Source organism: Pseudomonas siliginis, from assembly GCF_024072275.1.
In the GTDB taxonomy this organism is placed as follows: domain Bacteria; phylum Pseudomonadota; class Gammaproteobacteria; order Pseudomonadales; family Pseudomonadaceae; genus Aquipseudomonas; species Aquipseudomonas siliginis.
Genome location: NZ_CP099598.1, coordinates 2,596,924 through 2,614,988 on the forward strand (window position 1 = coordinate 2,596,924; position 18,065 = coordinate 2,614,988).

Consider the following 18,065-nt stretch of genomic DNA (forward strand, 5'->3'; position numbering starts at 1 on the left):
AAGTCCCGGCGCCCTGTGCGGTGCTTGCTGAGCGCTATCGCCTCAGAACTTGTACTTGGCGGTCATCATGTAGCTGCGCGGGGTGCCGTAGTTGTCGGTCGAGCCCCAGGTCACGTCGGTGCCGATGGAGGAATAGTACTTGCGGTCAAAGATGTTGTTGGCGTTGACCTGCAGGTCGAGGTGCTTGTTGACCTCGTAACCGGCCATCAGGTCGGTGACCGCGTAGCCGCCCTGTTCTAGACGATAGCTGCCGCCATTGGCCAGAGCGATGTCGTTGTACATGCGGCTCTGCCAGTAGACGTTGCCGCCCACGCGCAGTTTTTCCAGCGGGCCTTTGAAACGATACACGGTGGAGACCTTGAACAGGTGCTCGGGCATGTCGGTGTCGAATTTCTGGTTATTGTTGGCCGGGTTTTCGTCCTTGATGTAGTGGGCGCGGGTGTAGGTGTAGCCGGCGCCGACTTGCCATTGCTCGGTCAGCGCACCTTGCAGTTCCATGTCCACGCCTTGGGCGCGAACCTTGCCGGAGGTTTCGTAGCAGGTCAGTTCCGGGCAGCCGAGCTGGGTCGCCGCCTGGGTGGCGCGGTTGGTCTGGTCCATCTGGAACACCGCCACGCTGCCGTTCAGCGCGCCGTCGAAATATTCGCCCTTGATTCCGACTTCGTAGTTTTCACCGACGATCGGCTCGAGCACTTTGCCGCCGAGGTCCTTCTGGGTTTGCGGGGTGAAGATATCGGTGTAGCTGGCGTAGACCGAGTGATGGTCATCGAGTTTGTAGATCAGGCCGGCGTAACGGGTCAGGTTGCGCGTGACCTTGAAGTCACCGTCGGCACTGCGATCGTCGTAGTCATACCAGTCCAGGCGGCTGCCGAGGATCAACGTCAGCGGGTCGGCCAGGCTCAAGCGCGTGGTCAGGTAAACCGCGTCCTGGGTGGTGACGTTACGCGACTTGCCACTGCGGACGAAGTCAGGCTTGGGCGCGGCGATCGGCAGACCGGTGTCGTAGGGCGAGTATTCCTTGGTGGTGGCGTCGTACACGCGGTTGCTGGCGCCGACCACCAGTTCGTGAGTGCGGCCGAACGCTTCGAACGGGCCGCTGGCGAAACCGTCGAAGGCGCGTTGCTTGTCGGTGTGGTGCGATTGGTAGGCGGTGGTTTCCAGCGGGCCGTCGTAACGCGACAGGTACGTGCCGGAGAATTCGCCTTCGGTTGTCGAAGTCGAGCCGCCGATGTGCAGTTTCCAGTCATTGGCGAAACGGTGTTCGACTTCACCGAACACGGTGTCGACCTGCAGCTTGCGGTTTTCCCAATCGGTGCCCGGGTAGGTGGAGCGGGGCAGGTCGAGGTGGTGGCCGTTTTCGCCGATCGGCAGGCCGCCCCAGAAATAGTTGGTCTGATCGTTCTGCCGGGAGAAACCGAGGGTCGCGGTGGTGCTGTCACTCAGGTCGGCTTCACCGATGGCGTAGAACAGGCCGTGATCGTTTTCTTCCTTGTCGCGGAAGCTGTCCGCGCCCTGATACGACGTCACTACCCGGCCACGCAGGGTGCCGCTTTCGTTCAGCGGGCTGGAGGCATCGACTTCGCCACGGTAGTCATCCCAGCTGCCGGCGGCGCCGGTGAGGGTCACGCGCTGATCAGCGGTTGGACGCTTGCGCACCATGTTGATCGCCGCCGACGGGTTGCCGGCACCGGTGACCAGACCGGTCGCACCGCGGACGATTTCCACCCGGTCGAACATCGCCAGGTTCGGCTGCACCGCCAGGGTGAACGGCGAATACGAGCTGGGCAGGCCGTCGTACATGATGTTGTCGATGTCGAAACCGCGCGCCTTGTAAGTCTGCCGGCCCGGGCCGCTGGCCTCGCTGAGGAACAGCCCCGGCGTACCGCGCACCACGTCGTTGACGCTGGTCATGTTCTGGTCGTCCATGCGCTGACGAGTGATTACCGTCACCGCCTGCGGCGTTTCGCGCATGGTCAGCGACAGCTTGGTCGCGGTCTGCATCGGGCCGGTGGTGTAGGACTGCGTGTCTTCGGTGGTGCTGCTCATCTGCGTAGCGCCGATTTCGGTCGCTTGCAGTTCCAGCGGGCCATTGGCTGGCGCAGTGGCTGCGGTTTCTTCAGCCAACGCAGGAGCGATGCTGGCCATGCCGATGGCGAGTGCGAGGAGGTTAGGTGAAAGGTTCGAGCGGCGGTGAATGGTGTGAAACGACATCTATCTGCTTCCCCAAGATTTACCCAAACGAAACTAATGCGAGTGAATGTAAGAATTATTCGCATTAGTATGTCGGAAGTTTCCGGGGGAATAAACCCGTACGAGTCAGTTAGTTAATGATTTTTTCACAATTGGATTTGATGGCCTCCGCAGGCAAATGTGGGAGCGGGCCTGCTCGCGAAGGCGGTGTGTCATTCAACAGATGCGTTATCTGATACGACGCTTTCGCGAGCAGGCTCACTCCCACAGGGTTATGCGGTTTTTTTGAAATCAGTCCAGATCCTTCGCCTCATGCCGCTCCGGTACCTGACTGTCTTCATCACCCCAGGTGCGATTCACTCGCTGCCCACGGATGACCGCTGGCCGCTTGGCGATTTCTTCCGCCCAGCGCTGCACATGGGTGTACTCGTGCGCGGCGAGAAATTCCGCCGCCGAGTAAACGTTGTTGCGCACCAGTTGCCCGTACCAGGGCCACACGGCAATGTCGGCGATGGTGTAATCGTCGCCGGCCAGATAGGCGTTGTCGGCGAGACGGCGGTTGAGCACATCCAGCTGCCGTTTGGCTTCCATGGTGAAGCGGTTGATCGGATATTCGAGCTTCTCCGGCGCATACGCGTAGAAGTGCCCGAAACCGCCGCCCAGGTACGGCGCCGAGCCCATTTGCCAGAACAGCCAGTTGAGGGTTTCGGTGCGACCGGCCGGATCCTTGGGCAGCAAGGCGCCGAACTTTTCCGCGAGATACAGCAGGATCGAACCGGACTCGAACACCCGGATCGGCGGCTCGACGCTGCGATCCAGCAGCGCCGGGATTTTCGAATTCGGGTTGACCTCGACAAAGCCGCTGGAGAACTGATCGCCCTCGCCAATGCGGATCAGCCACGCGTCGTATTCGGCCTCGCTGTGGCCGAGTGCGAGCAACTCTTCGAGCATGATGGTGACCTTGACGCCGTTGGGCGTGGCCAGCGAATACAGTTGCAGCGGATGCTTGCCGACCGGCAGCTCTTTGTCATGGGTCGGCCCGGCGATCGGCCGGTTGATGCTGGCGAAGTGGCCGCCGGACGGGGCTTCGTGTTTCCAGACCTTGGGCGGAACGTAAGACGCATTGCTCATGAAACGGACCTCGTCGATGCTGGGAGAGAACAGGTAGACACCGTAGGGAAAATTTCCGGCGGGTGCCAGCGGTGAGTGCGGTTATTCATATTGAATGATGTAAACCGATCTGCCGCCCTCGCGAGCAGGCTCGCTCCCACAGGGTATGTATTGGACAGAGAAACAGGGTTCACCCGTATTCATTGTGGGAGCGAGCCTGCTCGCGAAAGCGTCGGCAGGGTCGCCGCGCCTAATGGCTCCAATACCGCCCAACTGCACCCCCGACTCCCTGCACCGGATCTGTCTCAGGAAACGCCAGCCCCGCGATCTGCGCCAACTGCGCATCACTCGGCGCGGCCCGGCAAATATCCGCCTGCTGCCCCGGCGGATAAGCACCCACCACGAGAAAATCCTCACTCGATCCCAGATTGCAGTGCCCGGTTCCGGCAGGCAGCAACAGCACATCCCCGGCGCTGACGTCGACGGCTTGCCCGTCAGGCCCGCCCAACATCAACCGCGCCTGACCGGCCGCCACGCCAAGCACTTCGTGGCCTTCAGTGTGGTAGTGGTGATAGTCATAAATGCCGTAGCGCCACTGCGCCGGCCAGCCATTGGCGCCGAAGGTCTGCTCGAAGCGCGCCGCGGGATCGTCGCCTTCAACGGCAACCGCGCTGCGGTAGATCAGCACTGGCAGACGCGGATTGTTCGGCACCCAGTCATTGCGTTGAAGCAGCAGGGTTTGTACTTCAGTCATGGCCCATCCTCCTTCGATCATTTCTCAATCGACCACAGAGCAGGGCGCACGCCTCAAAAAATCATTGCCGCGCAAACACGGCGCCGAAGTTCATGCCCGGACAATCCAGCGAAACTTCATCGTGCAGCGGGCTGTCCAGACCCTTACATGTCCATGCAGCGGTAAATGGCGAGGGTCAAGATGACGATGACAGTAGGTGATTTTCTGGTTGAGCGGCTCAGCGAATGGGGCGTCACGCGGATTTTTGGTTATCCGGGGGATGGCATCAACGGCGTGTTCGGCGCCATGAGCCGGGCCAAAGGCAAGATCGAATTCGTTCAGGCACGGCACGAGGAAATGGCTGCGTTCATGGCCTCGGCCCACGCCAAGTTCACCGGCGAGCTGGGCGTGTGCATCGCCACCTCGGGTCCCGGCGCTTCGCACCTGATCACCGGCCTCTACGACGCGCGCATGGACCACATGCCGGTGCTGGCCATTGTCGGTCAGCAGGCGCGGACGGCGCTGGGCAGCCACTACCAGCAGGAGCTGGATCTGGTGTCGATGTTCAAGGATGTCGCCGGTGCGTTTGTGCAGCAGGCTTCGGCGCCGTCGCAAGTGCGCCATCTGCTTGATCGTGCGGTGCGCACTGCGGTCGGCGAGCGCCGCGTCACCGCGCTGATTCTGCCCAATGACTTGCAGGACCTGCCTTACGAACAACCGGCGCGTGCCCATGGCACCGCGCATTCCGGCGTCGGCTACAGCAAGCCGAAAGTCGTTCCTTATGCCGCCGATCTGCAACGCGCCGCCGAGGTGCTGAACAGCGGCGAGAAAGTCGCGATTCTGGTCGGTGCCGGCGCGCTGGAGGCGACCGATCTGGTCATCGCCGTGGCGGAAAAGCTCGGCGCGGGCGTCGCCAAGGCGCTGTTGGGCAAAGCAGCGTTGCCAGATGATTTGCAGTGGGTCACCGGCAGCATCGGCCTGCTCGGTACCGAGCCCAGCTACAAGCTGATGAGCGAATGCGACACCTTGCTGATGATCGGTTCGGGCTTCCCGTATTCCGAGTTTCTGCCCAAGGAAGGCCAGGCGCGCGGGGTTCAAATCGATCTGCAGCCGGACATGCTCAGCCTCCGCTATCCGATGGAGGTCAATCTGGTCGGCGATTCAGCGGAAACCCTTGCCGCGTTGCTGCCCTTGCTGGAACAGAAAACCTCGAACAAATGGCGCAAGAAGATCGAAGGCTGGCGCAGCAGCTGGGAGAAAACCCTGGAAAAACGTGCCATGGCCAAAGCCGATCCGGTCAACCCGCAACGAGTGGTCTACGAGTTGTCACCGCGCTTGCCTGAGCAGGCAATCATCACCAGCGATTCCGGCTCATGCGCCAACTGGTTCGCCCGTGACCTGAAAATCCGTCGCGGCATGAAATGCTCACTGTCCGGTGGCCTGGCCTCGATGGGCGCGGCGGTGCCCTATGCGATCGCGGCCAAGTTCGCCTACCCGGAACGCCCGGTCATTGCCCTGGTCGGCGATGGCGCGATGCAGATGAACAACATGGCCGAGCTGATCACTGTCGCCAAATACTGGCGACAATGGCAGAGCCCGAAATGGATCTGCGCGGTGTTCAACAATGAAGACCTCAATCAAGTCACCTGGGAGCAGCGGGTGATGGAGGGCGATCCAAAGTTCGAAGCGTCGCAGAGCATCCCGGACGTGCCGTATCACCTGTTCGCGATCTCCATTGGCCTCAAGGGCATTTTTGTTGATCGTGAAGAAGAGGTCGCCGCTGCGTGGGAGCAAGCGCTCGCCTCGGAAGTGCCGGTGCTGATCGAGTTCAAGACCGACCCGAACGTGCCGCCGCTGCCACCGCACATCAAGCTTGAGCAAGCGAAGAAATTCGCCACGACCCTGCTCAAGGGCGATCCGGACGAAGCCGGGGTGATTGTGCAGACCGCCAAGCAGGTGCTCGGCGCCGTGTTGCCCGGGAAAAAATGACGGTGGGCGCTTGAACGAGCCAGCGATCTTTATCGGTTGCGCCGGCTGGAGTCTCGCTCGCGAGCACTGGCCGGCATTCCCCGCCGAAGGCACGCACCTGCAACGCTACGCCGCGCGCTTCAACTGTGGGGAGATCAACAGCTCGTTCTACCGCCCGCATCGGCGTCAGACCTACGAGCGCTGGGCTGATTCGGTGGCGCCGGACTTTCGCTTCGCCGTGAAAGTGCCGAAGCTCATCACCCATGAACAGCGGCTGGCGGACAGCGCGGCCGCGCTCGATGAGTTTCTCGGGCAAGGCCAGGGCTTGGGTGATCGACTCGGTTGCCTGCTAGTGCAACTGCCACCGAAACTTGCTTTCGATGCGCCGGTGGCCGAGGCGTTTTTTAACGCCCTGCGCGAGCGGTACAAAGGCAGTGTGGTGCTGGAACCGCGACACGAATCGTGGACTGGCGCTGAAGCGATGCTGGTCGATCTGCAAATCGCCCAAGCGGTGGTCGATCCCTCGCGGATCAGCAGCGACACCGCGCCGGGTGGCTGGCAAGGCCTGCAGTATTGGCGCCTGCACGGCTCGCCTCGGATTTATCACAGCGCTTATGAAGCGGCCTATCTGCAACAGCTTGCCCGGAACCTGCTGCGCGCCAGTGCCGAGGGCAAACACATCTGGTGCATCTTCGACAACACCGCCAGCGGTGCCGCCACCGCCGATGCGCTGGCTTTGAAGGCGTTGATCGAAGGCGGTGAGCGCTGAACGACGACGCTCTCGTTACCCACACAAACGATCCGGCTACAGGTAAACTCCGCGCACTTTTTCAAGGAGTTCACATGAGTTACTACCAGCCGGGCATTCTCGCTACCCCTGTTCCTGCGCAAGCACGTCATCTGTTTTTCGCCCTGGCGTCGGTTGAAGCCTTGCCGCAAGCGATCGACAGCCTGCTGATGCTGGTGGATGGCAAGTCGGCGGTGGTTGGCTTTGGTGAGTCGTTGACCAAGGCGCTGAATGTCGAAATCGCTGGCCTGCGCAGCTTCCCGGCGCTGACCGGCGTTGGCGTGAATAACCCGTCGACCCAGCATGCCCTGTGGATCTGGCTGCACGGTGTTGACCGTGGTGAGCTGCTCAACCGCTGCAACGCTATCGAAGCCGCGCTGGCTCCGGCCTTGCGTCTGGTCGAGATGCAGGAAGCCTTCCGCCACATGGAGGGCCACGACCTCACCGGTTATGAGGACGGCACGGAAAACCCCCACGATGACGCCGCTGTCGCCGCCGCACTGCTAAGCAGTGGCGCGGACGGGCTGGTCGGTGGCAGCTTCGCCGCGATCCAGCAGTGGCAGCACGACCTCAAGGGTTTTCATCGCCTGTCTGCCGGGGCCAAGGACGACATCATGGGGCGTCGCTTGAGCGATAACGAAGAAATCGACGACGCGCCGATCTCCGCCCACGTCAAACGCACCGCGCAGGAAAGCTTTGCGCCGGAAGCCTTCGTCGTGCGCCGCTCGATGCCGTGGATCGAAGGCGATCGTGCCGGTTTGATGTTCCTCGCTTTCGGTTTCTCCCTCGATGCCTTCGAAGCGCAGCTGCGCCGTATGAGCGGTCTGGAAGACGGTATTGCCGATGGCTTGTACCAGATCAGCCGGCCAATCACCGGCGGCTACTACTGGTGCCCGCCGCTCAAGGACGGACGCCTTGATCTGCGCGCGTTGCGCATCGGCTGAGGACTGCATATGAACGTGGTGCGCTGGGGCATGATCGGTTGCGGCAGTGTCGCTGAACGCAAGAGCGGGCCGGCCTTCTACAAGGCGCCCGGTTCGGCGCTGATTGCGGTAATGGGCCGTCGCCTCGAAGCGGTGACCGACTACGCTGCGCGCCACGGCATTAGTCGCGTCTACACCGATGTCGATGCGCTGATCAACGATCCCGAAGTCGACGCGGTGTACATCGCCACACCGCCCGACAGCCACCACGCCTACAGCCTGAAAGTCGCCGCCGCCGGCAAGCATTGCTGCGTGGAAAAGCCCATGGCGCTCAACGCCGGGCAAAGCCGCGAGATGCAGCAAGCGTTTGCCGCTGCCGGTCTGCACTTGTTCGTCTCGTATTACCGCCGCTCGCTGCCGCGCTTCGCTCAGGTGCGGCAATGGCTGGAGGAGGGGCGCATCGGCGATGTCCGCCATCTGAGCTGGACACTGACCAAAGCGCCGTCGCCGGCTGATCTTGAGGGTCGCGATAATTGGCGCACCGACCCTGCGGTGGCTGGCGGCGGCTACTTTGCCGACCTGGCCAGCCATGGCCTGGACCTGTTCCAGTATCTGCTTGGCGACATCGTTGAAGTCGCCGGTTTCACCGCGCGTCAGGCAGGTTTGTACGCGGCTGAAGATGCGGTCAGCGCCACTTGGCGATTCGCCTCCGGGGCGTTGGGCACGGGCTGCTGGAACTTTGTTGCGGATCGCCGTGAGGATCGCGTCGAGATTATCGGCAGCAAAGGGCGGATCGGGTTTTCGGTGTTTGATGAACATCCGGTGCAGCTGTTTGCCGACGAGCAGATCAGCCTGGAGATTGCCCACCATGAGCATATTCAGTGGCATCACGTGCTGGGGATGAATGCGCATATTCGGGGTGATTCACAGCATCCCGCCGTGGCCGAGCAAGCCGTCAAGACCGATTGGGTAATGGACTGGATCCTCAAACGCTAAATAGCTCACGATCCCCTGTGGGAGCGAGCCTGCTCGCGAAAGCATCCTGTCAGTCAGTATTTTGGTGACTGACACACCGCCTTCGCGAGCAGGCTCGCTCCCACAGATGTCCCACAGGTCTTCCGGCGCAACACGCATCTAAGGTTATGCCCAAACAATATTTCTCAACCTCTTCATAACGTCTCTAAGATCACGTCATAACTCGTTATAACAAGTGATCCGACAATGACCGATAACGTTCTCTCCCTCAGTAGCGTTCCGCTGCACACCCAACTGCGCGACGTCCTGCGTGCGCGGATTCTCGACGGTGAATACCCGCAAGACAGTCAAATGCCTTCCGAAAGCGAGCTGGGTGCGCTGTTCAAAGTCAGCCGTATCACCGTGCGCCAGGCGCTGGGTGATCTGCAAAAGGAAGGGTTGATCTTCAAAATCCACGGCAAGGGCACCTTTGTCGCCAAGCCGAAAACCTTTCAGAACGTCAGCAGCCTGCAAGGCCTCGCCGAGTCGATGACCGGGCGCGGTTATGAAGTGATCAACCGCCTGCGCAGTTTCAAATTCATTCCGGCCGACAAGCGTGTGGCCGAGCGTCTGCAGCTCGCCGAAGGTGAGATCGTCGCGCAGATCAAACGCGTGCGCCTGATCAACCGCGAGCCGATCTCGCTGGAAATTACCTACCTGCCCAAAGCCGTCGGCGAACGGCTGGAGAAGGCTGATCTGGTCACTCGCGACATCTTTCTGATTCTGGAAAACGACTGCGGCATCGCCCTCGGCCACGCCGATCTGGCCATCGATGCGGTGCTGGCCGACAGCGACCTGACCCAGGCACTCAGCGTCGAAGCGGGCTCGCCGATCATGCGCATCGAGCGCCTGACCCACGATGCCCACGGCCAGCCGCTGGACTTCGAACACCTTTATTACCGTGGCGATGCGTTCCAGTACCGCCTGCGGATCGACCGGCAAAAAGGGGAGCAGGCATGACCCGCAACGTTCTAGAACAGGAATACGACATCGTCGTGATTGGCGGCGGTACGGCCGGGCCGATGGCGGCGATCAAGGCCAAAGAGAAGAACCGCGATTTGCGCGTTTTGCTGGTCGACAAGGCCAACGTCAAGCGCAGCGGCGCGATCAGCATGGGCATGGACGGCCTGAACAACGCGATCATCCCCGGCCACTCGACGCCGGAGCAGTACACCAAGGAAATCACCATCGCCAACGACGGCATCGTCAATCAGGCGGCGGTCTACGCCTATGCGACGCACAGTTTTGAAACCATCGAACAACTCGACCGCTGGGGCGTTAAGTTCGAGAAAGACGAGACCGGTGACTACGCGGTAAAAAAGGTCCACCACATGGGCGCCTATGTGCTGCCGATGCCGGAAGGGCACGACATCAAGAAAGTCCTGTATCGGCAGTTGAAACGTGCGCGGGTGAGCATCACCAATCGCCTGGTATGCACGCGTTTGTTGACCGACGAGGAGGGCGCGATCAACGGAGTGATGGGCTTCGATTGCCGCACCGCCGACTTCCATGTGATCAAGGCCAAAGCAGTGATTCTCGCCTGCGGCGCGGCCGGACGCCTGGGTCTGCCATCGTCTGGCTACTTGATGGGCACCTACGAGAACCCGACCAATGCGGGCGACGGCTACGCGATGGCCTATCACGCCGGCGCCGAACTGGCCAATCTCGAGTGCTTTCAGATCAACCCGTTGATCAAGGATTACAACGGCCCGGCCTGTGCCTACGTCACCGGCCCGCTGGGTGGCTACACCGCCAACAACAAGGGCGAACGCTTCATCGAGTGCGACTACTGGAGCGGGCAGATGATGTGGGAATTCCATCAGGAACTGGAGAGCGGCAACGGTCCGGTGTTCCTCAAACTCGATCACCTGGCCGAGGAAACCATCCAGAACATCGAGGAAATCCTGCACAGCAATGAGCGCCCGAGCCGTGGCCAGTTCCACGCCAACCGTGGCACCGACTACCGCACGCAGATGGTTGAAATGCACATTTCGGAAATCGGCTTTTGCAGCGGCCACTCGGCGTCCGGCGTGTGGGTCAATGAGCGTGCCGAGACTTCAGTGAAAGGCTTGTATTCGGCCGGCGACATGGCTGCGGTGCCGCACAATTACATGCTTGGCGCGTTCACTTACGGCTGGTTCGCCGGGCACAACGCGGCGGAGTTTGTCGCCGGTCGCGAGTTTTCCGCACTGGACAGCGAGCAGATCGCCAAGGAGAAAGCCCGGGTCTACGCGCCGCTCGACCGCGAACACGGCCTGCCACCGGCGCAGGTGGAATACAAGCTGCGCCGCTTCGTCAACGACTACCTGCAACCGCCGAAAGTGACCAAGAAGATGCAGATCGGCCTGCAGCGTTTCAGCGACATCGAGCACGATCTTGAGCAGATGAAGGCCAGCAATGCTCACGAATTGATGCGCGCCATGGAAACCAGCGTGATCCGCGACTGCGCCGAAATGGCCGCCCGCGCGTCGTTGTTCCGCGCCGAAAGCCGCTGGGGCTTGTACCACTATCGCGTCGATCACCCGCAACGCAACGACGCCGAGTGGTTCTGCCATTGCCATCTGAAGAAGGGCGAGGACGGGCGCATGACCAGTTTCAAGAAAGCCGTCGAGCCTTACATCATCCCGCTCGATGCCGAAGAAATGCAGGCCTACGACCGCCTGCGGGTCGGCGCCTTCGCCGCTTGATGCATCACTAGAAAGAGAGTCCGAACCATGGCTTATCAAGCTCAGGAAATCTTCTTCCGCTCCAACGCGCCGGTCACCGTGGACGAGGACAAATGCATCGCCGAAAAGGGCTGCACCGTGTGCGTCGACGTCTGCCCGATGGACCTGCTGGCGATCAACCCGGCCACGCAAAAAGCGTACATGGCATTCGATGAATGCTGGTACTGCATGCCGTGCGAGAAGGATTGCCCGACGGGGGCGGTGAAGGTCGACATCCCCTATTTGTTGCGTTGACCCCAAATCCATTGTGGGAGCGAGCCTGCTCGCGAAAGCAATCGTTCGTTCAACAATGATGGTGACTGACCCGCCGCCTTCGCGAGCAGGCTCGCTCCCACATTGCAATTGTGATTATCCAATAGCCATCCGGTGAACCCCGGACGCTGAATGCAAAACACCCCTCGTTTCCCACCGCGCCCTGATCGCGGCGGAGACGAACTTCAAACAAATGATTCGAGGGGAAACACTCATGTTGCGTGCAGCACTTGCCGGTCTGGTACTGGCTTCATTCACCTTGTCGGCCTCGGCCGAAACCATCCGCATCGCCATCGGCACTCAGGACACCACCATCAACTGCGCCGCTGGCGGGTTGTTGATCAGGGAACTGGGTCTGCTGGAAAAATACCTGCCCCACGATGGCGCCTACAAAGACGCGAAGTATGACGTGCAGTGGAAGAATTTCACCAGTGGCGCGCCGCTGACCAATGAGATGGTCGCCGGCAAACTCGATTTCGGTGCCATGGCCGATTTCCCCGGTGCGTTCAACGGCGTGGCGTTCGAAACGGCGGGCAAGCACAGCCTGTTCATCAGCGTGCTGTCAGGCAGCATCAAGGGCAGCGGCAACGGCATCGTCGTGCCGAGCGCTTCGGCCGTGCAGAGCTTGAGTGAACTCAAGGGCAAGACCATTTCGGTGCCGTTCGCCTCGACGGCTCACGGCATGTTGCTGCGCGCCGTGGCAGAGCAGGGCTGGGACCCGCTCAAGGATGTCAACATCATCGCCCAGCCACCGGAAGTCGCCGGCTCGGCATTGCAGGCCGGCAAGATCGACGCCCACGCCGATTTCGTGCCGTTCGCCGAGCTGTTCCCGAGCCGTGGTTTCGCCCGCAAGATCTACGACGGCGCCCAGGCCAACGCGCCGACTTTCCATGGCGCACTGGTGGATCAGGCCTACGCCAGGAAGTACCCGGAAATCGTCGTCGCCTATTTGCGCGCGAGCATCGAAGCCAACCAACTGCTTGCCGCCGAACCGGAGAAGTACAGCGAACTGATCGCCAAAGTCACCGGGGTCGATGCCGAGGTCAACTACCTGTTTCACGGCCCGCTCGGCGTACAGACCCGCGACCTGAGCTGGAAACCTGAATACCGCCAGGCTGTCGGTACCGCCATCGATACCTTGAAGCTGCTGAAGAAAGCCGATCGCGGGCTCGACCTGAACAACTTCATCGACGACCAGTACATCCGCGCCGCCTTCAAGGCTGCGAACCTCGATTACACCGCGCAACTGGCCAACTACGCGCAGACGCCATTGCCGGGCGTGGATGCGGCGACGGGCAATGCCATCACCGACGTCAGCCATGTCGCGGAAATCTGGGTGCGCGGTGAGGAAAAAGTCCGCCGTTACGGCTCGGCTGAAGCGGCGTTCACCGCGCTGGCGGGGTTGAAGCAGGAGGGCAAGAACATTCGTGCGGTGTATGCGCAGGCCAGTGACAGCGGGATCAAGTTGCTCGCTGAACAGGCGTGGTTTGCCAGCGACGCCAAGGGCCACCTCAGCGCATTTCTGCTCAAGGGCCAGGCCCAGCAATACGCTGCGGCGCAGGGTGGCAAGGTGTTCGACTTTAGCGATGCGACTGCGCAGGTTGTTGCTGCGCGCTGAAGATCAAAAGCCCCTCACCCTAACCCTCTCCCGGAGGGAGAGGGGACTGACCGAGTTGTTGGTGAGAGATACGCCGACGTGAATTACCGAGTCGAACTCAGGTCTGCAAGCGCTGAAGATCAAAAGCCCCTCACCCTAACCCTCTCCCAAAGGGAGAGGGGGCTGACCGAGTTGTTGGTGAGAGATACGCCGACGTGAATTACCGAGTCGAACTGAGGTCTGCAAGCGCTGAAGATCAAAAGCCCCTCACCCTAACCCTCTCCCGGAGGGAGAGGGGACTGACCGAGTTGTTGGTGAGATACGCCGACGTTTAGTACCGAGTCGAACTCAGGTCGTGAAAAGCACGCAAATCGGCTCCCTTTCCCCCTCGCCCCCCTGGGGGAGAGGGCTGGGGTGAGGGGGTAAATCTCAGCCATCACACAGAACCCGAACTGGAAACCGGACTATGAAAACACCGTTGCGCTGGACATCAAGAGCCGCCTCACTGCTGCTCTGCCTGCTCTTCTGGCAACTAGCCGCCAGCCATCACTGGAACCTCGGCCTGGTCACCTTTGCCAACGTGCCGACGCCACTGGCGGTGATCGAAGCCGCACTGGGCCTGGGCGACTCGGGCAAACTCTGGCAGCACTTGAGCAGCAGCCTGGGCCGCGTCTTCGCCGGCTATCTGGCGGCGCTGATCATCGGCATCGCCCTGGGCCTGGCCATCGGCCGGTCGAAATGGGCTGAAGACATTTTGCTGCCACCGCTGGAAGTCCTGCGCCCGATCCCCGCCGTGGCGTGGATTCCGCTGGCGATCCTGATGTTTCCGTCCTCGGAGTTGTCGATGGTTTTCATCACCTTCACTGGCGCGCTGTTCCCGATCCTGCTCAATACCGTGCACGGCGTCGAAGGCGTTGATCCACGCCTGATCGCCTCGGCAAAGAGCCTCGGGGCCGGGCGTCGGGCGATTCTGCTGGAAGTAATCCTGCCGGGCGCTGCGCCGAGCATCATCACTGGCCTTGCGATCGGCATGGGCACGTCGTGGTTCTGTCTGGTGACCGCGGAAATGATCTCCGGGCAGTTCGGCATCGGTTACTACACCTGGGAGTCCTACACCATTCAGAACTACGCCGACATTGTCGTCGGCATGCTCCTGATCGGCGTGTTGGGCATGGGCAGCAGTTGGCTGATCAAACGCCTGGGCGGCTTGTTCACGCCTTGGCATCGACCGCGAGGCAAAGCCTGATGAGCGTGATGCAAACCCCGGCAGGGCGGATCGACATTCGCCAATTGTCCATCGTCCTCGGCCAGGGCCGCGAAGCCTTCGAAGCGGTGCAGGGCCTCGATTGCCAGATCGAATCCGGCCAGTTCGTGTGCATTCTCGGCCCGTCCGGTTGCGGCAAGTCGACCTTGCTCGGCGCCCTGGCCGGACACTTGAATGCCAGTACCGGCAGCCTGAAAGTCGACGGCAGCGCGGTGACCGGCCCGTCTCCGCAACGCGGCATGGTGTTTCAGCACCACACGCTGTTCCCGTGGCGCACGGTGCGCGACAACGTCGCCTTCGGCCTGAAGATGCGCGGCGTCGACAAGGCTGAGCGGCATCGCGCGGCTGATGAAATCCTCACACTGGTCGGCCTCGAAGGCTTCGCCGAGCGCTGGCCCGATCAGCTCTCTGGGGGCATGCAGCAACGGGTAGAAATCGCCCGGGTGCTGGTCAATCGCCCGCGACTGTTGCTGATGGACGAACCGTTCGGCGCGCTGGATGCGCTGACCCGTCTGAACATGCAGGAACTGCTGCTGGACATCTGGACGCGCATCCGCACCACGGTGGTTTTCGTCACTCACGACATCGACGAGGCGTTGTTTCTCGCCGACCGCTTGCTGGTAATGAGCGCGCGACCGGGGCGAATCATCGAAGACTTGCCTCTGGACTTTCCGCGTCCGCGCACCAGCGAACTGGTCACCAGCCCGGAATTCGCTCGCCTCAAGCGCCACTGCCTCGACCTGCTGCGCCACGACAACGACCGACCGCTGCCGCGCCTCAATCCGCTCGGCCTGCCTCCTGAAAACCCTTTGCCGCGATTTGCCCTATGACCTCTATTTTTGCTGTGACCGACAACGAAGACATCCTCGCCCTGCAACCGCGCCTGACGGCTGAAGACGCTGGCGTGCGGCGCATTGCCTTGATCGATCTGGCCGATCTCGAAGAACCGGATGGCTTGCTCTGGCTGGTTGATCGACTTCGTCAGGATCCTGCCGAGGATGTTCGCGCTGAAGCTGCGCGATTGCTTGAAGCGTGGGAGGACGATGCGGTCGTGCAAGCCTTGTGCGAAGCGCTGACGGATACGTCGCCCGCTGTGCAATCGGCGGCGGCGCAAAGCCTGAGCCTGCTCAAGACTGCGGCGGCGGGGCGGGTCATTCTGCCGTGGACCGCACATGCCGATGTCAGTGTGCGCATCGCCGCCTTTCGGGCGTTACGCGAATTGCGCTTCGCCGAGGCCGCGTCGGCTGCCGTCGCCGCGTTGGAGGACACCGATGCCAATGTCCGTCGCGAAGCGGTCGGTGTGCTCGGCTGGCTCAAACAGCTCGACGCGCTGCCAGCCCTGGCGCAACTGGCCAGCGACGACCCGGACACCGAAGTGCGCCGCGCCGCGACCGGTGCGCTGGGTCTGGCCAGTGGCGCCGAAGTGTTGCCGGCGCTGAGCCAGGCCTTGCACGACCCCGCCTGGCAAGTGCGCGAAGAAGCCGCGACGACACTGGGCAAGGTTGGCCACAGCGACGCCGGCCCCACCTTGCTCGAAGCGCTGAGCGATGATTACTGGCAAGTGCGCCTGCGCGCCGCTCGCAGCCTCGGTCGTCTGCGTTTCGTCCCGGCGCTGGACGCGCTGATCGACACCCTCGGCCACCGCATCAGCAACCTGCGCAAGGAGGCCGCTCTGGCGCTTGGAGAGTTGAACGATCGCGGCGCCGTGGCCGCGTTGCAGGCAGCGCAGGACGACGGCGACCCGGAAGTGCGCAAAGCCGTGCGCATCGCGTTGAGTCAGCTGCAATGAATCCGCTGTCGGTGGGCAACTCGCAGAGTGAGCGCACGTTACGCCTGAGCTGGCCGGACGGGCGCGAATCGCTGCTCAAGCATGCCGATCTGCGCCGGCAATGCCCTTGCTCGCAATGCCGCGCATTTCGCCTGCGCGGCGTCACGCCGCTGGTTGATGATCGCGTGCGTCTGATCGAACTCAACCCGCAGGGGTATGGTGTGCAACTGGTATTCAGCGACGGGCATCAACGCGGGATTTATCCGTGGGAGTACCTGGCGCAACTGAATTCCTGAATTTTCCTGGCCCCCTGTGGGAGCGAGCCTGCTCGCGAAGGCGTCGGCACATTCACATCATCGTCGCCTGACACTACGCTTTCGCGAGCAGGCTCGCTCCCACAGGGACTGTGTTCACAGATTGATCCGATTGCAGCTCCCTGCGTCGGCATGCGCCGACTGGCGGTTCTTGTCAGGAAATTCCCACAGGAGTACAAATGTACTCCATGACCAATCTGACTCCCCGCCGTACCGCCATTCTGACCTTTATCCGCGATCGCATCGCCGAGCACGGTCAGCCCCCAAGCCTCGCTGAAATCAGCGAGGCTTTTGGTTTTGCCTCGCGCAGCGTGGCGCGCAAGCATGTGCTGGCGCTCACCGAAGCCGGTTTCATCGAGGTCAACCCGCATCAGGCCAGGGGCATTCGTTTGCTCGGTCAGCCGGCGCGTCCGGAGCTGCTGGAGATCCCCGTACTCGGTCGTGTGGCCGCCGGCGCGCCGATTGGCGCCGATGCCGATATCCATAACCGTTTGCTGCTCGACCCGGCGCTGTTCTCCCGCACCCCGGATTACATGCTGCGGGTGCAGGGCGACTCGATGATCGAAGACGGCATTCTCGATGGCGATCTGGTCGGTGTGCGGCGCAATCCCGAGGCGCTGAACGGCCAGATCGTCGTTGCGCGTCTGGACGGTGAAGTCACCATCAAACGCTTCGAACGGGTCGGGGATGAAGTGCGCCTGCTGCCGCGCAACCCGGCGTACAAGCCGATTGTCGTGCGTGATGATCAGGATCTGGCCATTGAAGGCGTGTTCTGTGGTCTGGTGAGGCAAGGCTGATGGGCGCCGTCGTTGCGTTGGATACGCTGTTCAATGGCGGCCAGGTCTGGCGCGGCAGGCCTGCGCCACCGGCGGCGAGTCCGCAGCCGACCGGGCATGCGGGACTGGACGCAGCTCTGCCCAGCGGCGGCTGGCCGGAAGCGGCGCTGAGCGAAATCCTTCTCGCCGGCCCTGGTGTCGGCGAGCTGCAACTGGTCTGGCCAACCCTGGCGCGATTGTCCGCGGCCGGTGAGCGCATCGTGCTGGTGGCGCCGCCGTTCGTGCCGTACCCGCAGGCCTGGGCCAATGCCGGGGTCGATTTGCGCCAGTTGTCGGTGATTCAGGCCAGCGAACGCGATGCCTTGTGGGCGGCGGAGCAGTGTCTGCGCTCGGGCAGTTGCGGCGCGGTGCTGTGCTGGCCGAACAAGGCCGACGACCGGGCTTTGCGGCGTTTGCAGGTAGCGGCGGAAACCGGCCAGACCCTGGCCTTTGCCTGGCGCCCGTTGAGCGAGGCGGTCAACCCGTCACCGGCAGCGTTGCGCATAGCCATCGATGCCAAACCGGCGCAACTCCGCGTACTCAAATGCCGTGGCGGGCTGGCGCGTGCGGCGCCGATTGCCTTTGCCGTGGGGCACTGATCGTC

The 18,065-nt window shown here is 62.0% G+C and carries 17 protein-coding genes; 14 read left to right on the forward strand and 3 right to left on the reverse strand.

From position 1 onward, the window contains the following. Nucleotides 1-42 precede the first annotated feature (42 nt). The 3 genes from NF676_RS12120 to NF676_RS12130 all read right to left on the reverse strand — a co-directional run bounded on the left by NF676_RS12120 (nucleotide 43) and on the right by NF676_RS12130 (nucleotide 4,054). Entirely contained in the window at nucleotides 43-2,211 is a 2,169-nt protein-coding gene (locus NF676_RS12120; protein ID WP_252887791.1) for a TonB-dependent siderophore receptor, read from the reverse strand. 270 nt (nucleotides 2,212-2,481) lie between these two features. Next, the gene (gene yghU, locus NF676_RS12125; protein WP_236169021.1) at nucleotides 2,482-3,321 is read right to left on the reverse strand and encodes a glutathione-dependent disulfide-bond oxidoreductase; all 840 of its coding nucleotides are present in this window, start codon (nucleotides 3,319-3,321) and stop codon (nucleotides 2,482-2,484) included. A 229-nt stretch (nucleotides 3,322-3,550) separates the two neighbouring features. Beyond that, entirely contained in the window at nucleotides 3,551-4,054 is a 504-nt protein-coding gene (locus NF676_RS12130) for a cupin (RefSeq protein WP_252887792.1), read from the reverse strand. Nucleotides 4,055-4,234: 180 nt separating this feature from the next. Here NF676_RS12130 and NF676_RS12135 point away from each other — a divergent pair, with 180 nt between their 5' ends. The 14 genes from NF676_RS12135 to imuA all read left to right on the forward strand — a co-directional run bounded on the left by NF676_RS12135 (nucleotide 4,235) and on the right by imuA (nucleotide 18,060). After that, on the forward strand, nucleotides 4,235-6,022 hold the full coding sequence (locus NF676_RS12135; protein WP_041478664.1) for a thiamine pyrophosphate-requiring protein: 1,788 nt from the start codon (nucleotides 4,235-4,237) through the stop codon (nucleotides 6,020-6,022). Between the two features lie 10 nt (nucleotides 6,023-6,032). After that, nucleotides 6,033-6,770, forward strand: a complete 738-nt coding sequence (locus NF676_RS12140) for a DUF72 domain-containing protein (RefSeq protein ID WP_252887793.1) — start codon at nucleotides 6,033-6,035, stop codon at nucleotides 6,768-6,770. A 74-nt stretch (nucleotides 6,771-6,844) separates the two neighbouring features. Continuing rightward, nucleotides 6,845-7,732, forward strand: a complete 888-nt coding sequence (locus NF676_RS12145; RefSeq protein ID WP_076563227.1) for a Dyp-type peroxidase — start codon at nucleotides 6,845-6,847, stop codon at nucleotides 7,730-7,732. A 9-nt stretch (nucleotides 7,733-7,741) separates the two neighbouring features. After that, nucleotides 7,742-8,707 carry a Gfo/Idh/MocA family protein gene (locus NF676_RS12150; protein ID WP_252887794.1) on the forward strand — a complete coding sequence of 322 codons (966 nt, stop codon included), beginning with the start codon at nucleotides 7,742-7,744 and terminating at the stop codon, nucleotides 8,705-8,707. A gap of 225 nt (nucleotides 8,708-8,932) precedes the next feature. Further along, nucleotides 8,933-9,685, forward strand: a complete 753-nt coding sequence (locus tag NF676_RS12155) for a GntR family transcriptional regulator (RefSeq protein ID WP_252885886.1) — start codon at nucleotides 8,933-8,935, stop codon at nucleotides 9,683-9,685. Beyond that, complete coding sequence (locus NF676_RS12160; RefSeq protein ID WP_252877980.1) at nucleotides 9,682-11,412, forward strand: fumarate reductase/succinate dehydrogenase flavoprotein subunit; 1,731 nt, start codon at nucleotides 9,682-9,684, stop codon at nucleotides 11,410-11,412. Before NF676_RS12155 ends, NF676_RS12160 begins: the two co-directional genes overlap by 4 nt. A gap of 27 nt (nucleotides 11,413-11,439) precedes the next feature. Beyond that, nucleotides 11,440-11,685: a 4Fe-4S dicluster domain-containing protein gene (locus tag NF676_RS12165; RefSeq protein WP_003225615.1), complete on the forward strand. Its 246-nt coding sequence runs from the start codon at nucleotides 11,440-11,442 to the stop codon at nucleotides 11,683-11,685. A gap of 211 nt (nucleotides 11,686-11,896) precedes the next feature. Then, a complete protein-coding gene (locus NF676_RS12170; RefSeq protein WP_252887795.1) occupies nucleotides 11,897-13,321 on the forward strand; it encodes an ABC transporter substrate-binding protein in 1,425 nt (474 codons plus the stop codon). Between the two features lie 445 nt (nucleotides 13,322-13,766). After that, nucleotides 13,767-14,546: an ABC transporter permease gene (locus tag NF676_RS12175; protein ID WP_186569798.1), complete on the forward strand. Its 780-nt coding sequence runs from the start codon at nucleotides 13,767-13,769 to the stop codon at nucleotides 14,544-14,546. Continuing rightward, the gene (locus NF676_RS12180) at nucleotides 14,546-15,394 is read left to right on the forward strand and encodes an ABC transporter ATP-binding protein (protein ID WP_252887796.1); all 849 of its coding nucleotides are present in this window, start codon (nucleotides 14,546-14,548) and stop codon (nucleotides 15,392-15,394) included. Before NF676_RS12175 ends, NF676_RS12180 begins: the two co-directional genes overlap by 1 nt. Continuing rightward, nucleotides 15,391-16,353 carry a HEAT repeat domain-containing protein gene (locus NF676_RS12185; protein ID WP_252887797.1) on the forward strand — a complete coding sequence of 321 codons (963 nt, stop codon included), beginning with the start codon at nucleotides 15,391-15,393 and terminating at the stop codon, nucleotides 16,351-16,353. The genes NF676_RS12180 and NF676_RS12185 overlap by 4 nt, the downstream gene beginning before the upstream one ends. Further along, nucleotides 16,350-16,628 carry a DUF971 domain-containing protein gene (locus NF676_RS12190; protein ID WP_252887798.1) on the forward strand — a complete coding sequence of 93 codons (279 nt, stop codon included), beginning with the start codon at nucleotides 16,350-16,352 and terminating at the stop codon, nucleotides 16,626-16,628. The genes NF676_RS12185 and NF676_RS12190 overlap by 4 nt, the downstream gene beginning before the upstream one ends. Nucleotides 16,629-16,825: 197 nt before the next feature. After that, nucleotides 16,826-17,443: a transcriptional repressor LexA gene (gene lexA, locus NF676_RS12195; RefSeq protein ID WP_236169010.1), complete on the forward strand. Its 618-nt coding sequence runs from the start codon at nucleotides 16,826-16,828 to the stop codon at nucleotides 17,441-17,443. Further along, nucleotides 17,443-18,060, forward strand: coding sequence for a translesion DNA synthesis-associated protein ImuA (gene imuA, locus NF676_RS12200; RefSeq protein ID WP_041478676.1), 618 nt, complete (start codon nucleotides 17,443-17,445; stop codon nucleotides 18,058-18,060). Before lexA ends, imuA begins: the two co-directional genes overlap by 1 nt. Nucleotides 18,061-18,065: the final 5 nt, after the last annotated feature.

Excerpts from the sequence above, each read along its gene's own strand:
- NF676_RS12120 (WP_252887791.1), bottom strand. The coding sequence starts at position 2,211 with ATGTCGTTTCACACCATTCACCGCCGCTCGAACCTTTCACCTAACCTC.
- yghU (WP_236169021.1), bottom strand. The coding sequence starts at position 3,321 with ATGAGCAATGCGTCTTACGTTCCGCCCAAGGTCTGGAAACACGAAGCC.
- NF676_RS12130 (WP_252887792.1), bottom strand. The coding sequence starts at position 4,054 with ATGACTGAAGTACAAACCCTGCTGCTTCAACGCAATGACTGGGTGCCG.
- NF676_RS12135 (WP_041478664.1), top strand. The coding sequence starts at position 4,235 with ATGACGATGACAGTAGGTGATTTTCTGGTTGAGCGGCTCAGCGAATGG.
- NF676_RS12145 (WP_076563227.1), top strand. The coding sequence starts at position 6,845 with ATGAGTTACTACCAGCCGGGCATTCTCGCTACCCCTGTTCCTGCGCAA.
- NF676_RS12150 (WP_252887794.1), top strand. The coding sequence starts at position 7,742 with ATGAACGTGGTGCGCTGGGGCATGATCGGTTGCGGCAGTGTCGCTGAA.
- NF676_RS12155 (WP_252885886.1), top strand. The coding sequence starts at position 8,933 with ATGACCGATAACGTTCTCTCCCTCAGTAGCGTTCCGCTGCACACCCAA.
- NF676_RS12160 (WP_252877980.1), top strand. The coding sequence starts at position 9,682 with ATGACCCGCAACGTTCTAGAACAGGAATACGACATCGTCGTGATTGGC.
- NF676_RS12165 (WP_003225615.1), top strand. The coding sequence starts at position 11,440 with ATGGCTTATCAAGCTCAGGAAATCTTCTTCCGCTCCAACGCGCCGGTC.
- NF676_RS12170 (WP_252887795.1), top strand. The coding sequence starts at position 11,897 with ATGATTCGAGGGGAAACACTCATGTTGCGTGCAGCACTTGCCGGTCTG.
- NF676_RS12175 (WP_186569798.1), top strand. The coding sequence starts at position 13,767 with ATGAAAACACCGTTGCGCTGGACATCAAGAGCCGCCTCACTGCTGCTC.
- NF676_RS12180 (WP_252887796.1), top strand. The coding sequence starts at position 14,546 with ATGAGCGTGATGCAAACCCCGGCAGGGCGGATCGACATTCGCCAATTG.
- NF676_RS12185 (WP_252887797.1), top strand. The coding sequence starts at position 15,391 with ATGACCTCTATTTTTGCTGTGACCGACAACGAAGACATCCTCGCCCTG.
- NF676_RS12190 (WP_252887798.1), top strand. The coding sequence starts at position 16,350 with ATGAATCCGCTGTCGGTGGGCAACTCGCAGAGTGAGCGCACGTTACGC.
- lexA (WP_236169010.1), top strand. The coding sequence starts at position 16,826 with ATGTACTCCATGACCAATCTGACTCCCCGCCGTACCGCCATTCTGACC.
- imuA (WP_041478676.1), top strand. The coding sequence starts at position 17,443 with ATGGGCGCCGTCGTTGCGTTGGATACGCTGTTCAATGGCGGCCAGGTC.